Origin of the sequence: Azohydromonas sediminis, assembly GCF_003574675.1 — a bacterium.
Lineage (GTDB): Bacteria > Pseudomonadota > Gammaproteobacteria > Burkholderiales > Burkholderiaceae_C > Calidifontimicrobium > Calidifontimicrobium sediminis.
Window position 1 is genome coordinate 98,893 of the sequence record NZ_QOAZ01000008.1, and the last position, 18,815, is coordinate 117,707.

The following is an 18,815-nucleotide window of genomic DNA, read 5'->3' on the forward strand; positions in this document are numbered from 1 at the left end:
CGGCTCCGAGCGGTAGGGATGTGACGCGCTTACATCCGGCAGCCGCGCCCCGGGTCGGCGAGCGCCTTGACCGCCACCCCGGTGACGACGTTGTAGTTGCCGCGCACCTCGCGGATGTAGAAGTCCTGCGTCGGGTTGTGCTGCGGGCTCATCGTGAACGTGCCGCGCGGGCTGTCGATCTTGGCCTTCTTCATCGCGGCGATCATCGCGTCCTTCTTCGTCACGTCGCCCTTGACCGCGTTGAGCCCGACGGCCAGCAGCTGCGCCGCGTCGTAGCCTTGCATCGCGTACACGTCGGGGTTGAGCTTGTACGTCACCGCGAACTTGTTGCGGAAGGCGTTGTTGCGCGGCGTGTCGATGTTGTCGCCGTAGTGCAGCGTCGTGATCAGCCCCTGCGCCGACTCGCCCTGCGCTTGCAGCGTGCCGTCGGTCAGGAAGCCCGAGCCCAGCAGCGGGATCGTCTTCTTCAGCCCCGCGGCGTCGTAGTCCTTGACGAACTTGACCGCCCCGCCGCCGGCGAAGAACGCGAACACTACGTCCGGCTTCTGCGCCGCGATCTCGGTCAGCAGCGCCTGGAACTCGACGTTCGGGAACGGCAGCGTCAGCTCCTTGATGACCTTGCCGCCCCCCTTCTCGAACGCCTCGGTGAAGCCCTTGACGGTCTCGTTGCCCGCGGCGTAATTCCACGTGATCGTCATCGCGCGCTTGTAGCCCTTCTGCGCGGCGACGACGCCGGTGCTGTAGCCGGGCTGCCAGTTGCTGAAGCTCGTGCGGAAGATGTTCGGTGCGCACTGCGCGCCGGTGATCGCGTCGGCGCCGGCGTTGGGCACGATCATCAGCGTGCCGCTCTCCTTGGCCGCGCGCGCCATCGCGAGTGCCACGCCCGAGTGCACGGTGCCGACGATGACGTCGACGTTGTCGCGGCGGATCAGCTTGTTGACGTTGTCGGTGGCCTTGGCCGGATCCGACTCGTCGTCGACCTTGACGAACTGCAGTTCGCGCCCGGCGAGCTTGCCGCCCTGCTCGTCGACGTACAGGCGGAAGCCCTTCTCGATCATGTCGCCCAGCGCGGCGAAGGTGCCCGTGTACGGCAGCATCAGGCCGACCTTGATCGGCTGGCCCTGGGCGTGGACCGGCGCGGCGACGCAGAAGACGGCCGCGGCGGCGGCGACCAGCCAGGCGGCCTGGCGACGGTGGCAGGACAGGAGGGTGCTCATGGGTGTTCGGGTGAGGCAGGGGTTGGGCACGGACGAAGGCGGCAAGCATGCCTTCGAAACCGCCGCGAAGGCACCGGGGTTTGCCTGATCGAGCCGGGCGGGCCCTGACGGCGCTGCCAAGGCGCCGGCGTCGTGCGCGGTGACGGCCGGCGCAGGGGTCTCACCGCCCGTGCCCGCAGACCCGCGCGGCGACAGCGGTCGGACGCGCGAATGTGCAATATCGTGCATGCCGCAATGCTGACGGCTCGCAGTGGAAGCGGGAACTGGGGTTTGCACTATGCAAATCAGATCGTGGTGCCCCGGTCGCCGGCTCCGATCGGCGCGGCGACGCATCTCGGCGGGTGGTCGTCCCGCCGGACTGGCCGCTGCTGCGCGCCACCGCGATGCACGATGTTGCACGTGTCCGCGCCCGCTCGAACGCCTGCAGCGGCGCGGCACGCGGCGGCGCACCGACCGCGCCGCTCAGCCTTCCAGCGGCAGGCCGACGTAGTTCTCGGCCATCGTCGTGCGCGCCGGCTGCGAGCCGACGAGGTACTCGAGTTCGGCCTGCTGCATGCGCTGGCCGAACGCGCCGGTCTCGGGGAACTTGTGCATCAGCGTCGTGAACCACCAGCTGAAGCGTTCGGCCTTCCAGACGCGGCGCAGCGCGCGCGCCGAGTAGTGGTCGATGCCGGCCGAACTTTTCTCCTGGTAGTGCTCGATCAGCGCGTGACCGAGCAAGCCGACGTCGGTGGCCGCCAGGTTCAGCCCCTTCGCGCCGGTGGGCGGCACGATGTGCGCCGCGTCGCCGGCGAGGAACAGGCGGCCGAAGCGCATCGGCTCGGTGACGAAGCTGCGCAGCGGCGCGATGCTCTTCTCGATCGACGGCCCGGTGACGAGCTTGGCGGCCGCCTCGGGGTCGAGGCGCGCGCGCAGCTCGTCCCAGAACATCTCGTCGCTCCACTGCTCGACGCGGTCGTCGAGCGAGCACTGCACGTAGTAGCGGCTGAGCGTGTGCGAGCGCATCGAGCACAGCGCGAACCCGCGCTCGTGGTTGGCGTAGATCAGCTCGTGCGACACCGGCGGCGTGCGCGACAGCACGCCGAGCCAGCCGAACGGGTAGACCTTCTCGAACGTCTGCAGCTTGGCCGGCGGGATGCTCGCGCGGCACACGCCGTGGAAGCCGTCGCAGCCGGCGATGAAGTCGCACTCGATCGTGTGCGTCTCGTCGCCCTTGCGGTAGGTGACGCTCGGCCGGTCGGTATCCCAGCCGTGGATCGCGACGTTGTCGGCCTCGTAGATGGTGGGCAGCCCGGCGGCGTGGCGTGCGTTCATCAGGTCGCGCGTAACCTCGGTCTGGCCGTAGACCATCACGCGCTTGCCGCCGGTCAGCCCGTACAGGTCGATGCGGTGGCGCGCGCCGCCGAAGCACAGCTCGAAGCCGTCGTGCTTGAGCCCCTCGCGGTGCATGCGCTCGCCGACGCCGACCTCGTCGAGCAGGTCGACCGTGACCTGCTCGAGCACGCCGGCGCGGATGCGGCCGAGCACGTACTCGGCGCTGCGCTGTTCGACGATGACGGCGTCGATGCCGGCCTTGGCCAGCAGCGCGCCGAGCAGCAGGCCCGACGGGCCCGCGCCGACGATGGCAACCTGGGTGCGCATGGGAAGTCTCCGCGTTGGATGGATCCTGCGTCAGCGACGCGTGGCCGAGACTACGCCCCACGCGACGCGCCGGCAATGTCTCGAGACGGCGCACAACTTGCACTTTTCGATCGCCGGCGCCCCGGCGGGTAGACCGGCCCGCGTGCCGGGCGGGATCATTCAAGTCCCCGCCGTGGCGGCCGAAATCCTCCTGAGTGCCCCGGTCGCACGCCGTTGCCATGTCCGCCGCCTCCACGCCGTCGATCCCCGTCCACCAGTTGCGCGTGGGGATGTACGTCCACCTCGACGTGGGGTGGATGTCGCATCCCTTTCCGCTGTCGAGCTTTCGCATCGACAGCGCCGAGCAGATCGCCACGATCCGCAGCCTCGGGCTCGCGCAGGTGCGCTGGAGCCCCGAGAAGAGCCTGCCGGCCCCCGACGAGGCCGCCGAACCGCCTGCCGGGGCGCCCCCGGCGGGCGGAGCGTCCGCCGACGCGGTGGCGCCGGCGGAAACCGCCGAGCAGACGGCACAGCGGCGGCGCCGCGAGGCGCTGGCCGCGCAGCGCGCGGCGCTCGCGCTGTGCGAGCGCCAGTACGGCGAGGCCGCGCGCGAGTGGCGGCAAAGCGCCGACCTCGTTGTCGCCGACCCGGCCGGCGCGCGCGAGCGCACCGAGGCGCTCAGCCGCGCGCTGGTCGACAAGATGCTCGGCCAGCACGAGACCTGCATCCGCCTGCTGACGATGGGCGCCGGCGACCGCGCCGGCGCGCACGCGCTGAACGTGACGATCGTCTCGCTGCTGCTGGGCCGGCTGCTCGGTCTGGGCGCCGACGAGATGACCGAGCTGGGCATCGGCGCACTGCTGCACGACATCGGCAAGCTCGAGCTGCCCGACCGCGTGCGCCACCCCGACGACGCGTTCACGAGCGCCGAGACCCGGCTGTACCGCGAGCACGTCGCGCACGGCGTCACGCACGGACGCAAGATGGGGCTGGCCGCCGGGGCACTGCTCGTCATCGCGCAGCACCACGAGATGGCCGACGGCAGCGGCTTCCCGCAGAAGCTCACCGCCGAGCGCATGACGCAGGCCGCGCGCATCGTCGCGCTCGTCAACCGCTACGACAACCTGTGCAACCCGCTGCAGCCCGGGCGCGCGGTGACGCCGCACGAGGCGCTGTCGCTGATCTTCGCGCAGGGGCGCCAGCGCTTCGACGCCACGGTGCTGAGCTCGTTCATCCGCATGATGGGCGTCTACCCGCCGGGCTCCATCGTGCAGCTGACCGACGACCGCTGGGCGATGGTGATGACGGTCAACTCCGCGCGCCCGCTCAAGCCGCGCGTGCTCGTGCACGACCGCAAGGTGCCGCGCGACGAGGCGCTGTACCTCGACCTCGAGCGCGAGCCGTCGCTGGGCATCCGGCGCAGCGTCAGGCCGCAGCAGCTGCCGCCCGACGCGCTGCAGTACCTCGCGCCGGCCACGCGCGTGACCTATTTCTTCGAGGCCGCGCCGCCGCCCGACGACGGCGCGCCGGAGGGCGCGGCGTGACGGTGCTGCGCTGGCCCGACGGCCGCCGCGACGGCGCCGCGGGCGACCCCGCGACGGTGCCGATCGAGGCGCTCGGCGTCGCGGCGTGGCGCGTCGACGGCGCGACGCGCGTCGTGCGCGCCGTCAACGACGCCGCACTCGCGCTGCTCGGTCTCGCGCGCGACGAGGTGATCGGCGCGCCGGCCGAATCGCTGCTGGCCACGCCCGAGGACGCGGCGTTCTGGGCCGAGTCGGCGCTGGCACCGACGGCGTCGCTGCGCTCGCGCACGACGCTGGCGCGGCTGGACGGTCAACTGCGCCACGTCGAGCGCTGGGTGCGCCCGGCCAGCGACGGGCGCGGCTTCATCGTCACGCTGGTCGACCTGACCGAGCAGCACGCCGCCGAGCAGGCGCGCGAGCGGCTCGTCGCCGAGCTGCAGGCGACGCTGGAGTCGACCGCCGATGCGCTGCTCGTCACCGACCTCGGCGGCCGCGTGCAGGCGTGGAACCGGCGCTTCGCCGAGCTGTGGGAGATGCCCGAGTCGCTGCTGCGCGCGCGCGACGCCGACGCCGTGTTCGCGTGGATGGCGCGCGAGATCGTCGAGCCGGCCGACGACGCGCGCCGCGTCGAGCTGCTGCGCACGAGCGCGCACGCCGGCGCGCAGGACCGCCTGACGCTGCGCAACGGCCGCGTCGTCGAGCGCGTCAGCCTGCCGCAGCGCCACGGCGAGCTCGCGTGCGGGCGCGTCTATTCGTTCCGCGACCTGACCGAGCGCATCGAGGCCGACCGCCGCGTCGAGCAGATGTCGTTCACCGATGCGCTGACCGGCCTGCCGAACCGGCGCTACCTGACGGCGCGGCTCGCGCCGGCCGCGGCGCTCGCACTGCGCGAAGGGTTCGGCTTCGCGCTGCTGTACCTCGACCTCGACCACTTCAAGCAGGTCAACGACAGCCTCGGCCCCGACACCGGCGACCGCGTGCTGCGCGAAGTCGCCGCGCGGCTGCGCGCCGGGCTGCGCGAGGGCGACCTGATTGCGCGCGTCGGCGGCGACCAGTTCGTGCTGCTGCTGCACCGCGCCGACGCCGAGGGCGCCGAGCGCGGCGCGCGCCGCGTGCTCGACGTCGTCGCCGCGCCGTTCGAGGTCGACGGCAGCGCGTTCACGGTGACGTGCAGCGTCGGCGTCGCGCTGTTCCCGCGCGACGCACACCAGCCCGAGGAGCTGGTGCGCCACGCCGAGACCGCGATGCAGCACGCCAAGCAGGGTGGACGCGCCGGCTACCGCGTGCACCGCGCGCAGGCGGCCGGCACCGACTTGCGCCTGCGCCTGGAGCTCGACCACGCGATGCGCCTCGCGCTGGCGAGCAACCGCTTCCGGCTGCATTACCAGCCGCAGGTCGCGCTCGCCGACGGCCGCGTCGTCGGCGTCGAGGCGCTGATCCGCTGGCGCGACCCCGAGCGCGGCGACGTGCCGCCGGGCGCGTTCATCCCGGTGGCCGAGGACACCGGCTTCATCGTCGCGATCGGCGACTGGGTGCTCGAGCGCGCCGCGCGCCAGGCCGCGCACTGGCACGCGCAGGGGCTCGCGGTGCCGGTGGCGGTCAATGTGTCGGCGCTGCAGTTCCAGCACGAGGGCTTCGTCGACCGCGTCGCGCAGGTGCTGCGCGAGCACGATCTGCCGCCGCATCTGCTCGAGCTCGAGCTGACCGAGTCGATCCTGCTGCGCGACGCGCACGGCGCGCTCGAGCGGCTGCAGGCGCTGGCGCGGCTGGGCGTGCAGCTCGCGATCGACGACTTCGGCACCGGCTACTCGAGCCTGGCGTACCTCAAGCAGTTCCCGATCGGGCGGCTGAAGATCGACCGCGGCTTCGTGCGCGGGCTGCCCGGCGACGACGGCGACGCCGGCATCGTGCGCGCGATCGTGCAGATCGCGCGCGCGCTCGGGCTGAAGGTGATCGCCGAAGGCGTCGAGACCGAGGCGCAGCGCGAGTTCCTCGCCGCCGCCGGCTGCGACGAGATGCAGGGCTGGCTGATCGCGCCGGCGCTCGACGTCGCGCAGGTCACGCGGCACCTGCGCGTGCGCGGCTGACGCGTCAGACGACGACCTGGCGCTGGCGGCCCAGCCCGTCGACGCCGAGCTCGACGACGTCGCCGGCGCGCAGGTACTGCGGCGGCTTCATGCCCATGCCCACGCCCGGCGGCGTGCCGGTGGCGATCACGTCGCCGGGCAGCAGCGTCATGCAGCGGCTGACGTAGCTGACCAGCTGCGCGACGCCGAAGATCATCGTCGCGGTGCTGCCGCGCTGGCGCGGCTGGCCGTTGACATCGAGCCACATCGAGAGCGCCTGTGGGTCGGGCACGTCGCGCGCGGTGACCAGCCACGGCCCGATCGGGCCGAAGGTGTCGAAGCCCTTGCCCTTGTCCCAGGTGCCGCCGCGCTCGAGCTGCCACGCGCGCTCCGACACGTCGTTGACGACGCAGTAGCCAGCCACGTGCGCGAGCGCGTCGCCGACCTCCACGTGGCGCGCGGTGCGGCCGATGACGACGCCGAGCTCGACTTCCCAGTCGGTCTTCGTGCTGCCCGGCGGCAGCCGGATCGGATCGTCGGGGCCCTGGATGCACGTCGTCGCCTTCATGAACACGATCGGCTCGGCCGGGATCGGCATGCCGGCCTCGGCGGCGTGGTCGGCATAGTTCAGCCCGATCGCGACGAACTTCGAGATGCCGGTGAACGGCACGCCCAGTCGCGGCGTGCCGCGCACGCGCGGGAAGTCGTGCAGCGGCAGCCGCTCGAGCCGCTTCAGGCCGGCCAGGCCCAGCGTGGGCAGGTGCAGGTGCGGTACCGCGCGCGACAGGTCGCGCAGCCGGCCGTCGGCGTCGATCGCGCCGACCTTCTCCCGGCCCGCGGGGCCGAAACGGACGAGTTTCATCGGGGTCTCCGTGGGAAAGCGCCCGGCATTCTTGCAGCGATCGCGCCGGCGGCCGCAGCGCAAGGGGCGCGGTGCACAATCGGCGTGTCCGCGTCAACGCTGCCCCACTGCCACGCGCCATGATCTACAAGTTCAAGTCGAAGGACGCCGCCGACGTCGTCATGCTCGGACCGAACGGCGACCAGCTGCTGCGCATCCTCGGCCGCGAGCCCTCGGCCAAGGGCATCATCGAGCCGGCCGACATGCCCGCCGCGATCGCCGCGATCGAGCAGGCCGTGCGCGACGACGAGGCCGACACCGAGCGCCGCCAGAAGGAGGCCGAGGCCAAGGGCGAGGTGGTCCAGCCGCCGGCCGTCACGCTGCGCCAGCGCGTGTGGCCGTTCCTCGAGATGCTGCGCCAGTGCCACCGCGACGGGCAGCCGATCGTCTGGGGCGTCTGACGCCGGTCCCGTCCGGCAGCGTTGGGGTCATGGGCGGCGGGCACGACGCCGCGACGCGCATCGTCGCGATCCGCCACGGCGAGACCGACTGGAACGTCGGCGCGCGCATCCAGGGCCACACCGACGTCGCGCTCAACGCGACCGGCCACTGGCAGGCGCGGCGCGCCGCGCAGGCGCTCGCCGACGAGGCGTTCGACGCCGTCTACGCGAGCGATCTGCGGCGCGCCGCCGACACCGCCGCGGCGCTGGCGGCCGTGCGCGGCGCGCCGCTGCACTTGCACCCGGGCCTGCGCGAGCGTGCGTTCGGCGTGTTCGAGGGCCTGAGCTTCGACGAGATCGGGCAGCGCTGGCCGGAGCAGGCGCAGGCGTGGCGGCGGCGCGAGCCGCACTTCGGCCCCGACGGCGGCGAGACCTTGAGCGCGTTCTACGCGCGCTGCGTCGCCACCGTGCTCGAGCTCGCCGCGCGCCACCCCGGCGGGCAGATCGCGATCGTCACGCACGGCGGCGTGCTCGACTGCCTGTACCGCGCCGCGACGCGCATCGAGCTGCAGGCCCCGCGCACCTGGCAGGTCGCCAACGCCGGCATCAACCGGCTGCTCGCCGCCGGCGGTGCGCTGACGCTGGTCGGCTGGGCCGACACGGCGCACCTCGAGCGCGGCGCGCGCGACGAGACCGCAGCCTGATCGACGGCGGATCAGCGCACGGCCGGCGCGTCGCGCGCGATGCGCCCGTCGACGATCTCGACGATGCGGTCGCAGCGCGCGGCCAGCCGCGGGTCGTGCGTGACGACGAGAAAGCTCGTGCCGACCTCGCCGTGGATGCGCCGCAGCAGCGCGAACACCTCGTCCGACGACGCGGTGTCGAGGTTGCCGGTGGGCTCGTCGGCGAGCACGAGCGCCGGCTCGAGGATCAGCGCGCGTGCCACCGCCACGCGCTGCTGCATGCCGCCCGACAGCTCGGCCGGGCGCTTGTCCATCGCCGCGGCCAGGCCGACTTCGGCGAGCAGCGCGGCGGCGCGTTCGCGCACCGCGCGCCTGACGCGGCCGTCGCGTGCGAGCGCCGGCAGCGTCACGTTCTCGATCGCGCTGAACGCCGGCAGCAGGTGGTGGAACTGGAACACGAAGCCGATCGTGTCGCGCCGCAGCCGCGTGCGCGCCTCGTCGTCGAGCCCGTCGACGACCTGGCCGGCGAGCTCATAGCGCCCGCTGGTGGCGCGCTCGAGCAGGCCGAGCACGTTCAGCAGCGTGCTCTTGCCCGAGCCGCTCGGCCCGATCAGCGCCGCGAACTCGCCGCGCGCCACGTCGAGGTCGATGCCGTGCAGCACCTCGGCCTCGCTCGGCAGGCCCACGTTGTAGCGCTTGCGGATGTCGCGCAGCCGAACGAGCGAGTCGCCGTTCATGCCCTGTCGCCGCTGGCGTTCACAACCGTATCGCCTGCGCCGGATCGAGCCGCGCCGCGCGCCGCGCCGGCGCCACGGCGGCGAGCACGCCGGCGGCGAACGCGAGCACGACGACCTGGCCGGCGAGCGCCGGCGGCAGCGTGATCGCGAACAGCGGCAGGCCGTCGCTGCCGCGCACGAAGCGGGTGAAGGCCTCGATCATCGCCACCGCGAGCGCCAGCCCGGCGGCCGAGCCGACGGCGCCCACCAGCGCGCCCTGCACGAGGAACACGCGCAGCACCTGTGCGCGCGTGGCGCCCATCGCGCGCAGGATGCCGATCTCGCGCTGCTTCTGCACGACCGAGACGACGAGCACGCTCGCGATGCCGAGCACGACGACGACGCCCACGACGGCGCGGATCAGCAGCGTGCTGATGCTCTGCGCGTTCAGCGCCGAGACGAGCTGCGCGTTGGTCTGCTGCCAGCTCTCGACCTTCAGCGGCCACTGGCGCTCGAGTTCGCGCGCCAGCGCCTGCGCGGCCCACACGTCGTCGAGCGTCACGTCGAGCCGCGTCGCGCCGCCGGGCAGGTCGAACAGGCTCTGTGCGGCGCGCAGCGCGACGATGACGGTGCGCCGGTTCAGTTCGGTCACGCCGAGGTCCACCAGCGCCGTGATGCGCAGCGTGTCGGCGCGCTCGCCGGTCGACAGCGAAATCCGGTCGCCGACGCGCACGCCGAGGTCGTCGGCGAGCGTGCGGCCGACGATCGCGTCGCCAGGCGCGAGCTGCAGCGTGCCGGCCACCGTCTTCGACGCCAGGCCGACGACGCGCGCGTAGCGCTCGATCTCGACGCCGGCCACCGTCACCGAGCGCGTCGCCTCGCCGCGCTGCGCGAGCGCGGCGCCGGTGACCATCGGCGAGACGGCGGCGATGCCCTCGCGCGCGTCGAGCAGGTCGAGCATCGCCGGCCAGTTGGCGATCGAGCGCAGCCGCTGCGCGCGCGCCTGCATGTCGCCGAACGCCGGCACGCCGGCCTCGCGCGGCAGCACCGGCAGCACGCGCTCGTCGGGCGGGCTCAGCACGACGTGCGCCTGCGCGCCGAGCGTCTTCTCGAGCGTGTTGCGCTGCAGGCCGCCGACCAGCGCCGAGATGTACGCCACCACCGCCACGCCCGCCGCGACGCCGAACACGATCAGGAAGGTCTGGAACCGCCCCTCGCGCAGGAAACGCAGCGCGACCCGCAGTTCGAAGCCCAGCGTCGGCCAGCGCATCGCGTGCGGCGGCTCAGCGCCCGAAAGCGTTGTCCATCGAGCCGCCGGCGTTGTCGCGGCTCGTCGCGCCGGGCTGCGGCTGCAGTGCGGCGGCGGCGTCGACCACGCGCGGGCGCACGCGCGTGCCGGGCGGCAGCGTGGGGGTGAGCAGCACGACGTCGCCGTCGGCCACGCCGTCGACTTCGACCTGGTCGAGCGTGCGCAGGCCCAGCCGCACGTCGACCGCCTCGGCGCGGCCGTCGCGCGCGACCAGCACGCTGCCACGTTCGGCGCCGGCGCCCGCGCGCAGCGCGGCCAGCGGCAGCACGCGCGCACTCGCGCGCTCGCCGGTGACGACCTCGACCGACAGCGTCATGTCCTCGCGCAGGAAGGGCGGCGGTGTGCCGTCGGGCTCGAGGCGCACCTCGACGGCGCCGCGCTGCGCGTCGACGGCCGGCGCCAGCCGCGTGATGCGCGCGCCGAACGGCCGCTCGGGGAACGCGTCGGCGAGCACCCGCGCCGTCTGGCCGGGTTGCAGCTGACCGAGGAAGCGCTCGTCGACGCTGCCGATCAGTTCGGTCGGGCCCTCGACGGCGAGTGTCAGCAGCGCCTTGCCCGGCTGCACGATCTGCCCCGGCTCGACGCGCCGCACGATCACCTTGCCGCGCGCCGGCGCGCGCAGCAGCGCCTGCGCGAGGCGCGCCTCGGCGGCGAAGACGGCCGCGCGCGCCGCGTCGAGCTGCGCCTGCGCGGCGGCGGCTTCGGCGCCGTCGCCGCGCTGCGCGGCGGCCTGCACGTGCGCGGCATCGCGCTGCGCACGCGCGACGTCGACCGCGCGCTGCGCGTCGTCGAGCCGCGCGCTGCTGACGAAGCCGCGCTCGACGAGCTCGCGGTTGCGCGCGAGTTCACGCTCGGCGGCCGCGAGGTTGGCCTCGGCTTGCGCGAGGGTGGCGTCGGCGCTCGGGCGCGAGACGGCGCGCTGCGCTGCGAGCCGCGCCTGCGCCTGCGCGAGCGAGGCCTTCGCCTGCGCGAGCGCGGCGCGCCACTCGTCGTCTTCGAGCCGCAGCAGCACGGCGCCGGTGGCCACCGCGTCGCCTTCGTCGACGGCCACCTGTGCGACGCGGCCGGTCACGGTGGCGCCCAGGTCGACGCGCGCCGGCGTCTGCACCCGGGCGCTGAACAGCAGCGTGCGCTGCAGCGGCTGCGCGCGCACGCCGGTGGCGGGGACGTCGAGCGGGCGCTCGCGCAGCACGAACCACGCCGCGAGCGCGAGCGCGACGGCCAGCAGCGCGCCGAGTGCGCGCCGCACGCCGCGCCGGCGCAGCAGCGGGCGGGGCGGCGCCGTGGAGGTGTCGCCGTTCATGGTGAGGGTGGGAAGCTCAAGCGCCGAAGAGGTCGCCGGCGCCGGCGCGCGCCGGCGGCGCAAGGCCGAGGTGGCGGTACGCCGCCAGCGTGGCGACCCGCCCGCGCGGCGTGCGCTGCAGGTAGCCCTGCTGGATCAGGTACGGCTCGATGACGTCCTCGATCGTGCCGGGCTCCTCGCCGATCGCGGCGGCCACGTTGTCGAGGCCCACCGGCCCGCCGTCGAAGCGGTGCACGACGGCTTCGAGCAGCTTGCGGTCCATCACGTCGAAGCCCAGCGGGTCGACGTCGAGCAGCGCGAGTGCGGCGTCGGCGATCGGCGCGTCGATCAGTCCGCGGCCCTTCACGTCGGCGTAGTCGCGCACGCGGCGCAGCAGCCGGTTGGCGATGCGCGGCGTGCCGCGGCTGCGGCGCGCGATCTCCATCGCGCCGGCGGCGTCGATCGGCACGTCGAGCAGCGCGGCCGAGCGCGTGACGATGCGCGCGAGCTCGTCGGGCGTGTAGAACTCGAGACGCGCGACGATGCCGAAGCGGTCGCGCAGCGGGTTGGTCAGCATGCCGGCGCGCGTCGTGGCGCCCACCAGCGTGAACGGCTGCAGGTCGAGCTTGATCGAGCGCGCCGCCGGGCCGTCGCCGATCATGATGTCGATCTGGTAGTCCTCGAGCGCGGGGTAGAGGATCTCCTCGACGACCGGGCTCAGGCGGTGGATCTCGTCGATGAACAGCACGTCGTGGCGCTCGAGCCCGGTGAGGATCGCGGCCAAGTCCTTCGGTTTCTCGAGCACGGGGCCGCTGGTCTGCCGCAGGTTGACGCCGAGCTCGTGCGCGATGATGTGCGCGAGCGTCGTCTTGCCCAGCCCCGGCGGGCCGAACAGCAGCACGTGGTCGAGCGCCTCGCCGCGCTGGCGCGCCGCGCGCACGAAGATCTCGAGCTGCTCGCGCGCCTTGGCCTGGCCGACGTAGTCGGCCAGCGCCTTCGGGCGCAGCGCGCGCTCGAACGCCTCTTCGTTCGGCGACGCCGGTGTGCCACTGACGAGGCGGCGCGCGGCGGGCGCGGCGAAGTCGTCGGTCTGCAGGGCCATGGGGCATTATCGCCAGCGGCTCGCCCGTGGCGGCGGACGGATAATCGAGCCATGTCGTCGGCTGGCCGCACCCGCACGCGTCGCCGCGCGATCGTCGCGCTGGTCGCGGCGTGGGCGCTCGCCGTGCTGCCGGCGCTGTCGCAGGCGCTGGCCGCAATCGCCGGCGAGCGCGCGTGGGCCGAGGTGTGCACCGCGCAGGGCGCGCGCTGGGTGCCGGTCGGCGACACGGCTTCGGACGAGGCCGGCCGCACCGCGCCCGCGTGCGCCTGGTGCGTCGCGTCGGCGTGCGGGCCGGCACTGCCGCCGCGTGCCGTCGCGTGGACCCCGGCGGCGCCGGGCGACGAGCCGCCCCCAGCCGTCGACGGGCCGGGCTCGTCGTTGCCGGCGTGGGTGCATCCGCATCCGCGCGGGCCGCCGTCGACGATCGCCTGAACCCCGGCGCACCGCGATCGCGGTGCGCGATGGCGTGGTCGTGCCGCACGGCGGCGCGGCCGCGATACGCTCGATCGACGACGGACTCCCGACCATGACGAATTCTTTCCGCACACCGACCCTCCTGTGGCGCCCGCTCGTGGCAGCCGCACTCGCGCTGGCGGCCAGCGCGCCATTCGCCCAGACCCAGCTCAAGGACCCGTGGGTGCGCGCGACCGTCGCGCAGCAGAAGGCCACCGGCATGTTCGCGCAGATCACGTCCGCCACCGGCGGCCGCCTCGTCGAGGCGCGCTCGCCGGTGGCCGGCGTCGTCGAGATCCACGAGATGGTGATCGACGGCAACGTGATGAAGATGCGCGCGATCCCCGGGCTCGACCTCCCGGCGGGCAAGCCCGTCGAACTCAAGCCCGGCGGCTATCACGTGATGCTGATGGACCTGAGGCGGCCGCTGAACGAGGGCGACACCGTGCCGGTGACGCTCGTCGTCGAAGGCCGTGACGGCAAGCGCGAGACGATCGACGTGCAGGCGCCGGTGCGCCCGCTCGGCGCCGCGATGCCGCCGGCCCACGGCAAGCACTGACCGCCGCGGCTCCAGGCCTGCCGGCGCAGGCTTGGACGGCGGTCAGGCCCGGGTCGTCCCCGGCCCGGGCGGGCAGCCGCCGCTCCTGGCCTCCCGCCGGCCGCGAGACGCAGCCGGCCCTCGCCCGGTCCACGCACGCGCAGGCGGGCGTGGAGCCGCCGGGCTCGGCCTGCGCAGGCCTGGACGGCGGTCAGGCCCGGGTCGTTCTTGGCCCGGGCGGGCAGCCGCGGCGCGCGGTCTACCGGTTCAGCGCCTTCAGCGCCAGCTTGATGCCGTCGGCGACGCCGACGTCGGCCGGCAGCGCCTTCAGCGCCGCGCTGGCCTCGCGTTCGCTGTAGCCGAGCGCGACGAGGGCCTGCACGATGTCGGCCTGCGCGTCGCTCACCGTACCGGCCGGCGCCGGGACCTCGGGCGCGAGCTTGTCCTTGAGTTCGAGCAGCAGCCGCTCGGCCGTCTTCTTGCCGATGCCCGGCACCTTGACCAGCCGCGCACTGCTCTGCGCGGCCACCGCCTGCGCCAGCTCGGCCACGCTCAAGCCCGACAGGATCGCCAGCGCCGTGCGCGGTCCGACGCCGCTGATGCGCACCAGCTGGCGGAACGTCGCGCGCTCGTCGGCGCCGAGGAAACCGAACAGCACCTGCGCGTCCTCGCGCACGACGAAGTGCGTCAGCAGCGTGACGCGCTCGCCGACCGGGGGCAGGTTGAAAAACGTGCTCATCGGCACGTCGACCTCGTAGCCGACGCCACCGACATCGACGAGCACCGTCGGTGGCGACTTCTCGACGAGCGTGCCCGACAGGCGCCCGATCATCGGCGCGCGCTCACCGGCGGCCGAACAGGCCCAGCCGCTGCGCCTCGAGCGCGGCCTCGGCGCGCGAGCTCACGTTGAGCTTGCGGTAGATCTGCTTGACGTAGTCGGCTATCGTGTGCCGCGACAGGTTCAGCTGCTGGCCGATCTCGGGCAGCGTGAAACCCTTGGCGACGCGCAGCAGCACCTCGTTCTCGCGCTCGGTCAGCTGCACGTGCGGCATCAGCGGCGCCGGGCGTGCCTGCGCGGCGAAATGCGCGATCACCTTGCGCGCGATCGACGGCGACAGCGGCGGCTCGCCCTGGCTGATGCGCTCGAGCTGCACCTTGATCAGCTCGCGCGCCTGCTCCTTGAGGATGTAGCCGTAGGCGCCGGCCTGCAGCGCCGGGAACAGGTGGTCGTCGTCGTCGTGGATCGACACGACGACCGACTGCGCGTCGGGCTGCTGTTCGCGCAACGCGGCGATCACGTCGACGCCCGAGCCGTCGGGCAGGCCGAGGTCGATCAGCGCGAGGTCGAAGCGCACGGCCGACACCAGCGACAGCGCGTCGTGCACGCGCGCAGCCTCCGAGATGTCGGCCTGCGGAAACACTTCGAGCAGCAGGTCGCGCAGCCAGCTGCGGATCTGCGGCAGGTCTTCGAGCAGCAGGATGGTCTTCATCGACGCGCCCCCTCGGGCAACGAATCGCAACGATCGTAGCAGTGGCTCACGCCGCGGCAGCGGACGTCGCGAGCGGAAGCGTGAGGCGAATCACGGTTCCGTAGCCCGGGCCCGACTCGACGAGGCACTGGCCCTGCATCTGCTTGGCGCGGTGCTTCATGCTCGCCATGCCGTGACCGCGGTCGAGCCGCCCGTCGAGCTCGAGCGGGATGCCGCTGCCGTTGTCCTGGATCGTCAGCTCGAACTGGCCGCCGTCGACCGCGACGCGCACCGCGCAGTGTGACGCGCCGCTGTGTTTGATGATGTTGTTGACGGCCTCGCGCAGGATGCGCGTGGTCTGCACGTACACACGCGCCGACAGCGTGTGGTCGCCGTCCTCGACGGCGGTCGACCAGTCGGCCTCGATGCCCGTCTGCGCCAGCCGCGAGACGACCTCGGCGCGCCAGTCGCCCAGCGCATCGAGCAGCCGCACCGGCTTGCCGGTCAGGCCGCGCACCGACAGGCGCATCTCCTCGAGCGCTTCGCGCGCCAGCGCTGAGATGCGGTCGTTGTCGCTGGTGTGCACGATCGTCAGCAGCTTGGCGCCGAGGTCGTCGTGCAGGTCGGCGGCGATGCGCTTGCGCTCCTGCTGCGTGACCTGCTCGACGCGCAGCTCGGCGAGCTGCGCGTAGTTGCGCTCGATCTGCGCGGCGGCCTCGCGCACGCGCGCCTCGAGCGTCTGGCGGTCGGCTTCGGCGGCGTGCAGCGCGCGGCCGTGCTCGCGCATCAGGTACAGCCCCATCGCGACGATGGCCGCCGGCAGCAGCGCGTGCGACAGCACCTGCCAGCGGTCGGCGAGCGCGCGCTGCTGCGCGACGAACTCGAGCCCCACGAGCGCGAGCGCGCCGAGCAGCAGCACGGCCATCGGCACGAAGCGCTCGCGCCGGTGGTGCCACAGCGTCCACAGGTGCCAGCCGATCGCGGCGGCGGCCTCGGCGACGAACAGCGCGTACCAGCCGCTGGCCACCGGGTGCAGCCGCTCGGGGCCGGCGAGCAGCAGCGTCGGCGGCACGACGACGCACTGCACGTACAGCGCTGTGTCGACCCAGCGCCCCTGCACGCCGCCGGCGTAGCGCAGCACGAACAGCACGCCGGCGAGCACGACGAGCGGTATGAAGGACACGAGCAGCACGTCGGCCGCGTGGCCCGACAGCGGCAGGTCGGTCCACCACAGCCGCGCACCGACGACGCCCCAGCCGATCGCGAACGCGCCGAAGTACGCCAGGTGGCTGTGTGCGCGCTTGAGGCCGCCGATCAGCAGCATGAACACGCCCACCAGCACCAGCATCGCGCTCGTCGTCTGCGGCAGCGTCACGTTGAGCAGGCGCCGTCGCGCATGCACCGGCGCGAGCTCGGCGTACAGCCCGAGCTGCATCGCCGACAGACCACCGGCGCGCTGGCGCGACGCGACGGCAGCCAGCGGCTCGCCGACGACCTTGACGTCGACGGTGTTGACCCCGGGGCGCATCAGCGCCGACGGCAGCGCGACGAGCTGCGGGTGCTGGCACTGGCGCGTGTACGGCTCGACGAGGCGCCCGCCCACGTGCACGCGCTGGCCGTTGAGCTGCACCTCGAGCGTCGAGCACGCGCGCTCGACGTACAGCGCGAACAGCTCGCCGCTCGCCTCGACGCCGCGCGCGTCGAATGCGACGCGGTACCACACCGGGCCGCGCGTGCCGGGGCGCGAGCGCGACCACTCGTCGGGCAGCGGCACCCGCTGCGTCGCGGCGTCTTCGGGAAAGCGCGCCGTGTCGCCGACCGCACTCAGCGCCTCGTACACGTCGAGTCGCTGCTGCGCGCGCGCGGTCGTGCACAGCACGGCGAGCATCAGCAGCACCAGCAGCGTGGCAGCGGCCATCGCGCGCCGCGCGCCAGCGGCACGCCGCAGGGCAGGGGCGCATGCGAAAGCCATCGGCGCGCGATTGTGCGTCACGCGCCGGTGCGCCCGGCGCCCGCGCCGCCGAAGCGGCGCGGGCGCGACAATGCACGCTTCGCGCGTCCCGCTTCCTGCCGCATGTCCACCGCCACGTTGCGCCACGCCTTCACCCCGGCCGACAACACGCGGCTGGCTCACCTTTGCGGGCCGCTCGACGAGCACCTGCGCGTGATCGAGCAGGCCAGCGGCGTGCGCATCGGCCACCGCCACGAGGCGTTCACGCTGCGCGGCGAGCGCGCCGCCGCCGAGCGTGTGCTCGCGCTGCTGCAGTCGCTGTACGAGCGGGCGCGCCGGCCGATCGCGCCCGAGACGCTGCAGCTCGCGCTCGTCGACGTGACGCAGGGGCTTGCTGCGCCGGGCGCCGGCGACGAGATCGTGCTGCACACGCGTCGCGCCGACCTCGCCGGGCGCACGCCGAACCAGGTGCGCTACCTGCGCAATATCCTGGCGCACGACATCACGTTCGGCATCGGGCCGGCGGGCACCGGCAAGACGTTCCTCGCGGTGGCCTGCGCCGTCGACGCGCTCGAACGCAGCCAGGTGCAGCGCATCGTGCTGACGCGGCCCGCGGTCGAGGCCGGCGAGCGCCTGGGCTTCCTGCCCGGCGACCTGACGCAGAAGGTCGACCCGTACCTGCGCCCGCTGTACGACGCGCTGTACGACCTGATGGGTTTCGACCGCGTGCACAAGGCGTTCGAGCGCGCGACGCTCGAGATCGCGCCGCTGGCGTTCATGCGCGGTCGCACGCTCAACCACGCGTTCGTGATCCTCGACGAGGCGCAGAACACGACGCCCGAGCAGATGAAGATGTTCCTCACGCGCATCGGCTTCGGCTCGAAGGCCGTCGTCACCGGCGACACCAGCCAGATCGACCTGCCGCGCGGCGCCGAGAGCGGCCTCGTGCAGGCCGAGCGCGTGCTGCGCCGTGTCAGGGGGCTCGCGTTCACGCGCTTCACGGCGGCCGACATCGTGCGCCACCCGCTGGTCGCGCGCATCGTCGAGGCCTACGACGCCGCGCGCGCGGCGGCCGACGAGGCCGGCAAGGCCGACAGCGCCGGGGCCGCGGCCGCTGCGCGCGCGGCACGCGGCGCGAAGGGGCCGGCGGCGTGAAGCCCGGTCTCACGCTCGCGCTGCAGCAGCCCGACGGCCGCCACCGCGCGCTGCTGCCGCGCCACCGCGTGGCACGCTGGATCCGCGCCGCGCTCGACGCGCCGGGCGAGATCACGGTGCGCATCGTCGGCGAAGAGGAAGGCCGGCGGCTGAACCGCGAGTTTCGCGGCAAGGACTACGCGACCAACGTGCTGACCTTCGACTACGCGCGCGCGCCCGTCGTGCACGCCGACCTCGTGCTGTGCGCGCCGGTCGTCGAGCGTGAAGCCGCTGCGCTCGGGCTGCCGGTGGCCGACCACTACGCGCACCTGCTCGTGCACGGCACGCTGCACGCGCAAGGCTACGACCACGAGCGCGGCGCGCGCGACGCCGCCGTCATGGAAGCGCGCGAGCGCGCGATCCTGCACGCGCTCGGCCTACACGACCCCTACCCCGATCGCGGCCCCCTCG

At 73.7% G+C, this 18,815-nt stretch carries 17 protein-coding genes and 1 pseudogene; 8 read left to right on the forward strand and 10 right to left on the reverse strand.

Annotated elements, in window-relative coordinates; genetic code table 11:
* Nucleotides 1-29: 29 nt before the first annotated feature.
* The gene (locus DRV96_RS06760) at nucleotides 30-1,217 is read right to left on the reverse strand and encodes an ABC transporter substrate-binding protein (protein ID WP_119289164.1); all 1,188 of its coding nucleotides are present in this window, start codon (nucleotides 1,215-1,217) and stop codon (nucleotides 30-32) included.
* A gap of 462 nt (nucleotides 1,218-1,679) precedes the next feature.
* The gene (pobA, locus tag DRV96_RS06765; RefSeq protein ID WP_119289166.1) at nucleotides 1,680-2,858 is read right to left on the reverse strand and encodes a 4-hydroxybenzoate 3-monooxygenase; all 1,179 of its coding nucleotides are present in this window, start codon (nucleotides 2,856-2,858) and stop codon (nucleotides 1,680-1,682) included.
* A 218-nt stretch (nucleotides 2,859-3,076) separates the two neighbouring features.
* Between pobA and DRV96_RS06770 the strand changes: the two genes are divergently transcribed.
* Both DRV96_RS06770 and DRV96_RS06775 read left to right on the forward strand, forming a co-directional pair.
* On the forward strand, nucleotides 3,077-4,381 hold the full coding sequence (locus DRV96_RS06770; protein ID WP_119289169.1) for a cyclic di-GMP phosphodiesterase: 1,305 nt from the start codon (nucleotides 3,077-3,079) through the stop codon (nucleotides 4,379-4,381).
* Nucleotides 4,378-6,447, forward strand: a complete 2,070-nt coding sequence (locus DRV96_RS06775) for a putative bifunctional diguanylate cyclase/phosphodiesterase (RefSeq protein WP_119289171.1) — start codon at nucleotides 4,378-4,380, stop codon at nucleotides 6,445-6,447. Before DRV96_RS06770 ends, DRV96_RS06775 begins: the two co-directional genes overlap by 4 nt.
* Before the next feature lie 4 nt (nucleotides 6,448-6,451).
* Here the strand turns inward: DRV96_RS06775 and DRV96_RS06780 are convergent, their stop codons facing one another.
* Complete coding sequence (locus DRV96_RS06780; RefSeq protein WP_119289173.1) at nucleotides 6,452-7,288, reverse strand: fumarylacetoacetate hydrolase family protein; 837 nt, start codon at nucleotides 7,286-7,288, stop codon at nucleotides 6,452-6,454.
* A gap of 119 nt (nucleotides 7,289-7,407) precedes the next feature.
* Here DRV96_RS06780 and DRV96_RS06785 point away from each other — a divergent pair, with 119 nt between their 5' ends.
* On the forward strand, nucleotides 7,408-7,728 hold the full coding sequence (locus tag DRV96_RS06785) for a DUF1840 domain-containing protein (RefSeq protein ID WP_119289175.1): 321 nt from the start codon (nucleotides 7,408-7,410) through the stop codon (nucleotides 7,726-7,728).
* Between the two features lie 29 nt (nucleotides 7,729-7,757).
* Nucleotides 7,758-8,411: a histidine phosphatase family protein gene (locus DRV96_RS06790; protein WP_119289177.1), complete on the forward strand. Its 654-nt coding sequence runs from the start codon at nucleotides 7,758-7,760 to the stop codon at nucleotides 8,409-8,411.
* A gap of 11 nt (nucleotides 8,412-8,422) precedes the next feature.
* Here DRV96_RS06790 and DRV96_RS06795 read toward each other — a convergent pair whose 3' ends face one another.
* From DRV96_RS06795 to ruvB, 4 genes are read right to left on the reverse strand one after another with little or no spacing between them, the layout of a single operon-like run.
* Nucleotides 8,423-9,127 (reverse strand): ABC transporter ATP-binding protein, encoded by a 705-nt coding sequence (locus DRV96_RS06795; protein WP_119289179.1) that lies wholly within the window; start codon nucleotides 9,125-9,127, stop codon nucleotides 8,423-8,425.
* 19 nt (nucleotides 9,128-9,146) lie between these two features.
* Entirely contained in the window at nucleotides 9,147-10,376 is a 1,230-nt protein-coding gene (locus DRV96_RS06800; protein ID WP_119289180.1) for an ABC transporter permease, read from the reverse strand.
* Nucleotides 10,377-10,389: 13 nt separating this feature from the next.
* Entirely contained in the window at nucleotides 10,390-11,718 is a 1,329-nt protein-coding gene (locus tag DRV96_RS06805) for an efflux RND transporter periplasmic adaptor subunit (RefSeq protein ID WP_119289182.1), read from the reverse strand.
* 16 nt (nucleotides 11,719-11,734) lie between these two features.
* Nucleotides 11,735-12,799, reverse strand: a complete 1,065-nt coding sequence (gene ruvB, locus DRV96_RS06810) for a Holliday junction branch migration DNA helicase RuvB (RefSeq protein ID WP_119289184.1) — start codon at nucleotides 12,797-12,799, stop codon at nucleotides 11,735-11,737.
* A 51-nt stretch (nucleotides 12,800-12,850) separates the two neighbouring features.
* Between ruvB and DRV96_RS06815 the strand changes: the two genes are divergently transcribed.
* Both DRV96_RS06815 and DRV96_RS06820 read left to right on the forward strand, forming a co-directional pair.
* Nucleotides 12,851-13,231 (forward strand): DUF2946 family protein, encoded by a 381-nt coding sequence (locus tag DRV96_RS06815; protein ID WP_119289186.1) that lies wholly within the window; start codon nucleotides 12,851-12,853, stop codon nucleotides 13,229-13,231.
* A gap of 94 nt (nucleotides 13,232-13,325) precedes the next feature.
* Nucleotides 13,326-13,811: a copper chaperone PCu(A)C gene (locus DRV96_RS06820; RefSeq protein ID WP_119289241.1), complete on the forward strand. Its 486-nt coding sequence runs from the start codon at nucleotides 13,326-13,328 to the stop codon at nucleotides 13,809-13,811.
* Nucleotides 13,812-14,049: 238 nt separating this feature from the next.
* Here DRV96_RS06820 and ruvA read toward each other — a convergent pair whose 3' ends face one another.
* The 3 genes from ruvA to DRV96_RS06835 are packed head-to-tail and all read right to left on the reverse strand — an operon-like array spanning nucleotide 14,050 to nucleotide 17,177.
* Entirely contained in the window at nucleotides 14,050-14,622 is a 573-nt protein-coding gene (gene ruvA / locus DRV96_RS06825; RefSeq protein ID WP_119289188.1) for a Holliday junction branch migration protein RuvA, read from the reverse strand.
* Nucleotides 14,623-14,632: 10 nt separating this feature from the next.
* Nucleotides 14,633-15,280: a response regulator gene (locus DRV96_RS06830; RefSeq protein WP_119289190.1), complete on the reverse strand. Its 648-nt coding sequence runs from the start codon at nucleotides 15,278-15,280 to the stop codon at nucleotides 14,633-14,635.
* 46 nt (nucleotides 15,281-15,326) lie between these two features.
* Nucleotides 15,327-17,177: a sensor histidine kinase gene (locus DRV96_RS06835; RefSeq protein WP_119289243.1), complete on the reverse strand. Its 1,851-nt coding sequence runs from the start codon at nucleotides 17,175-17,177 to the stop codon at nucleotides 15,327-15,329.
* Between the two features lie 156 nt (nucleotides 17,178-17,333).
* Between DRV96_RS06835 and DRV96_RS18360 the strand changes: the two genes are divergently transcribed.
* The gene (locus DRV96_RS18360; RefSeq protein ID WP_210756986.1) at nucleotides 17,334-18,365 is read left to right on the forward strand and encodes a PhoH family protein; all 1,032 of its coding nucleotides are present in this window, start codon (nucleotides 17,334-17,336) and stop codon (nucleotides 18,363-18,365) included.
* Nucleotides 18,362-18,796 (forward strand): annotated as a pseudogene (gene ybeY / locus DRV96_RS18365) (rRNA maturation RNase YbeY); the annotation flags it as partial. The gene DRV96_RS18360 and the pseudogene ybeY, both read left to right, overlap by 4 nt.
* Nucleotides 18,797-18,815: the final 19 nt, after the last annotated feature.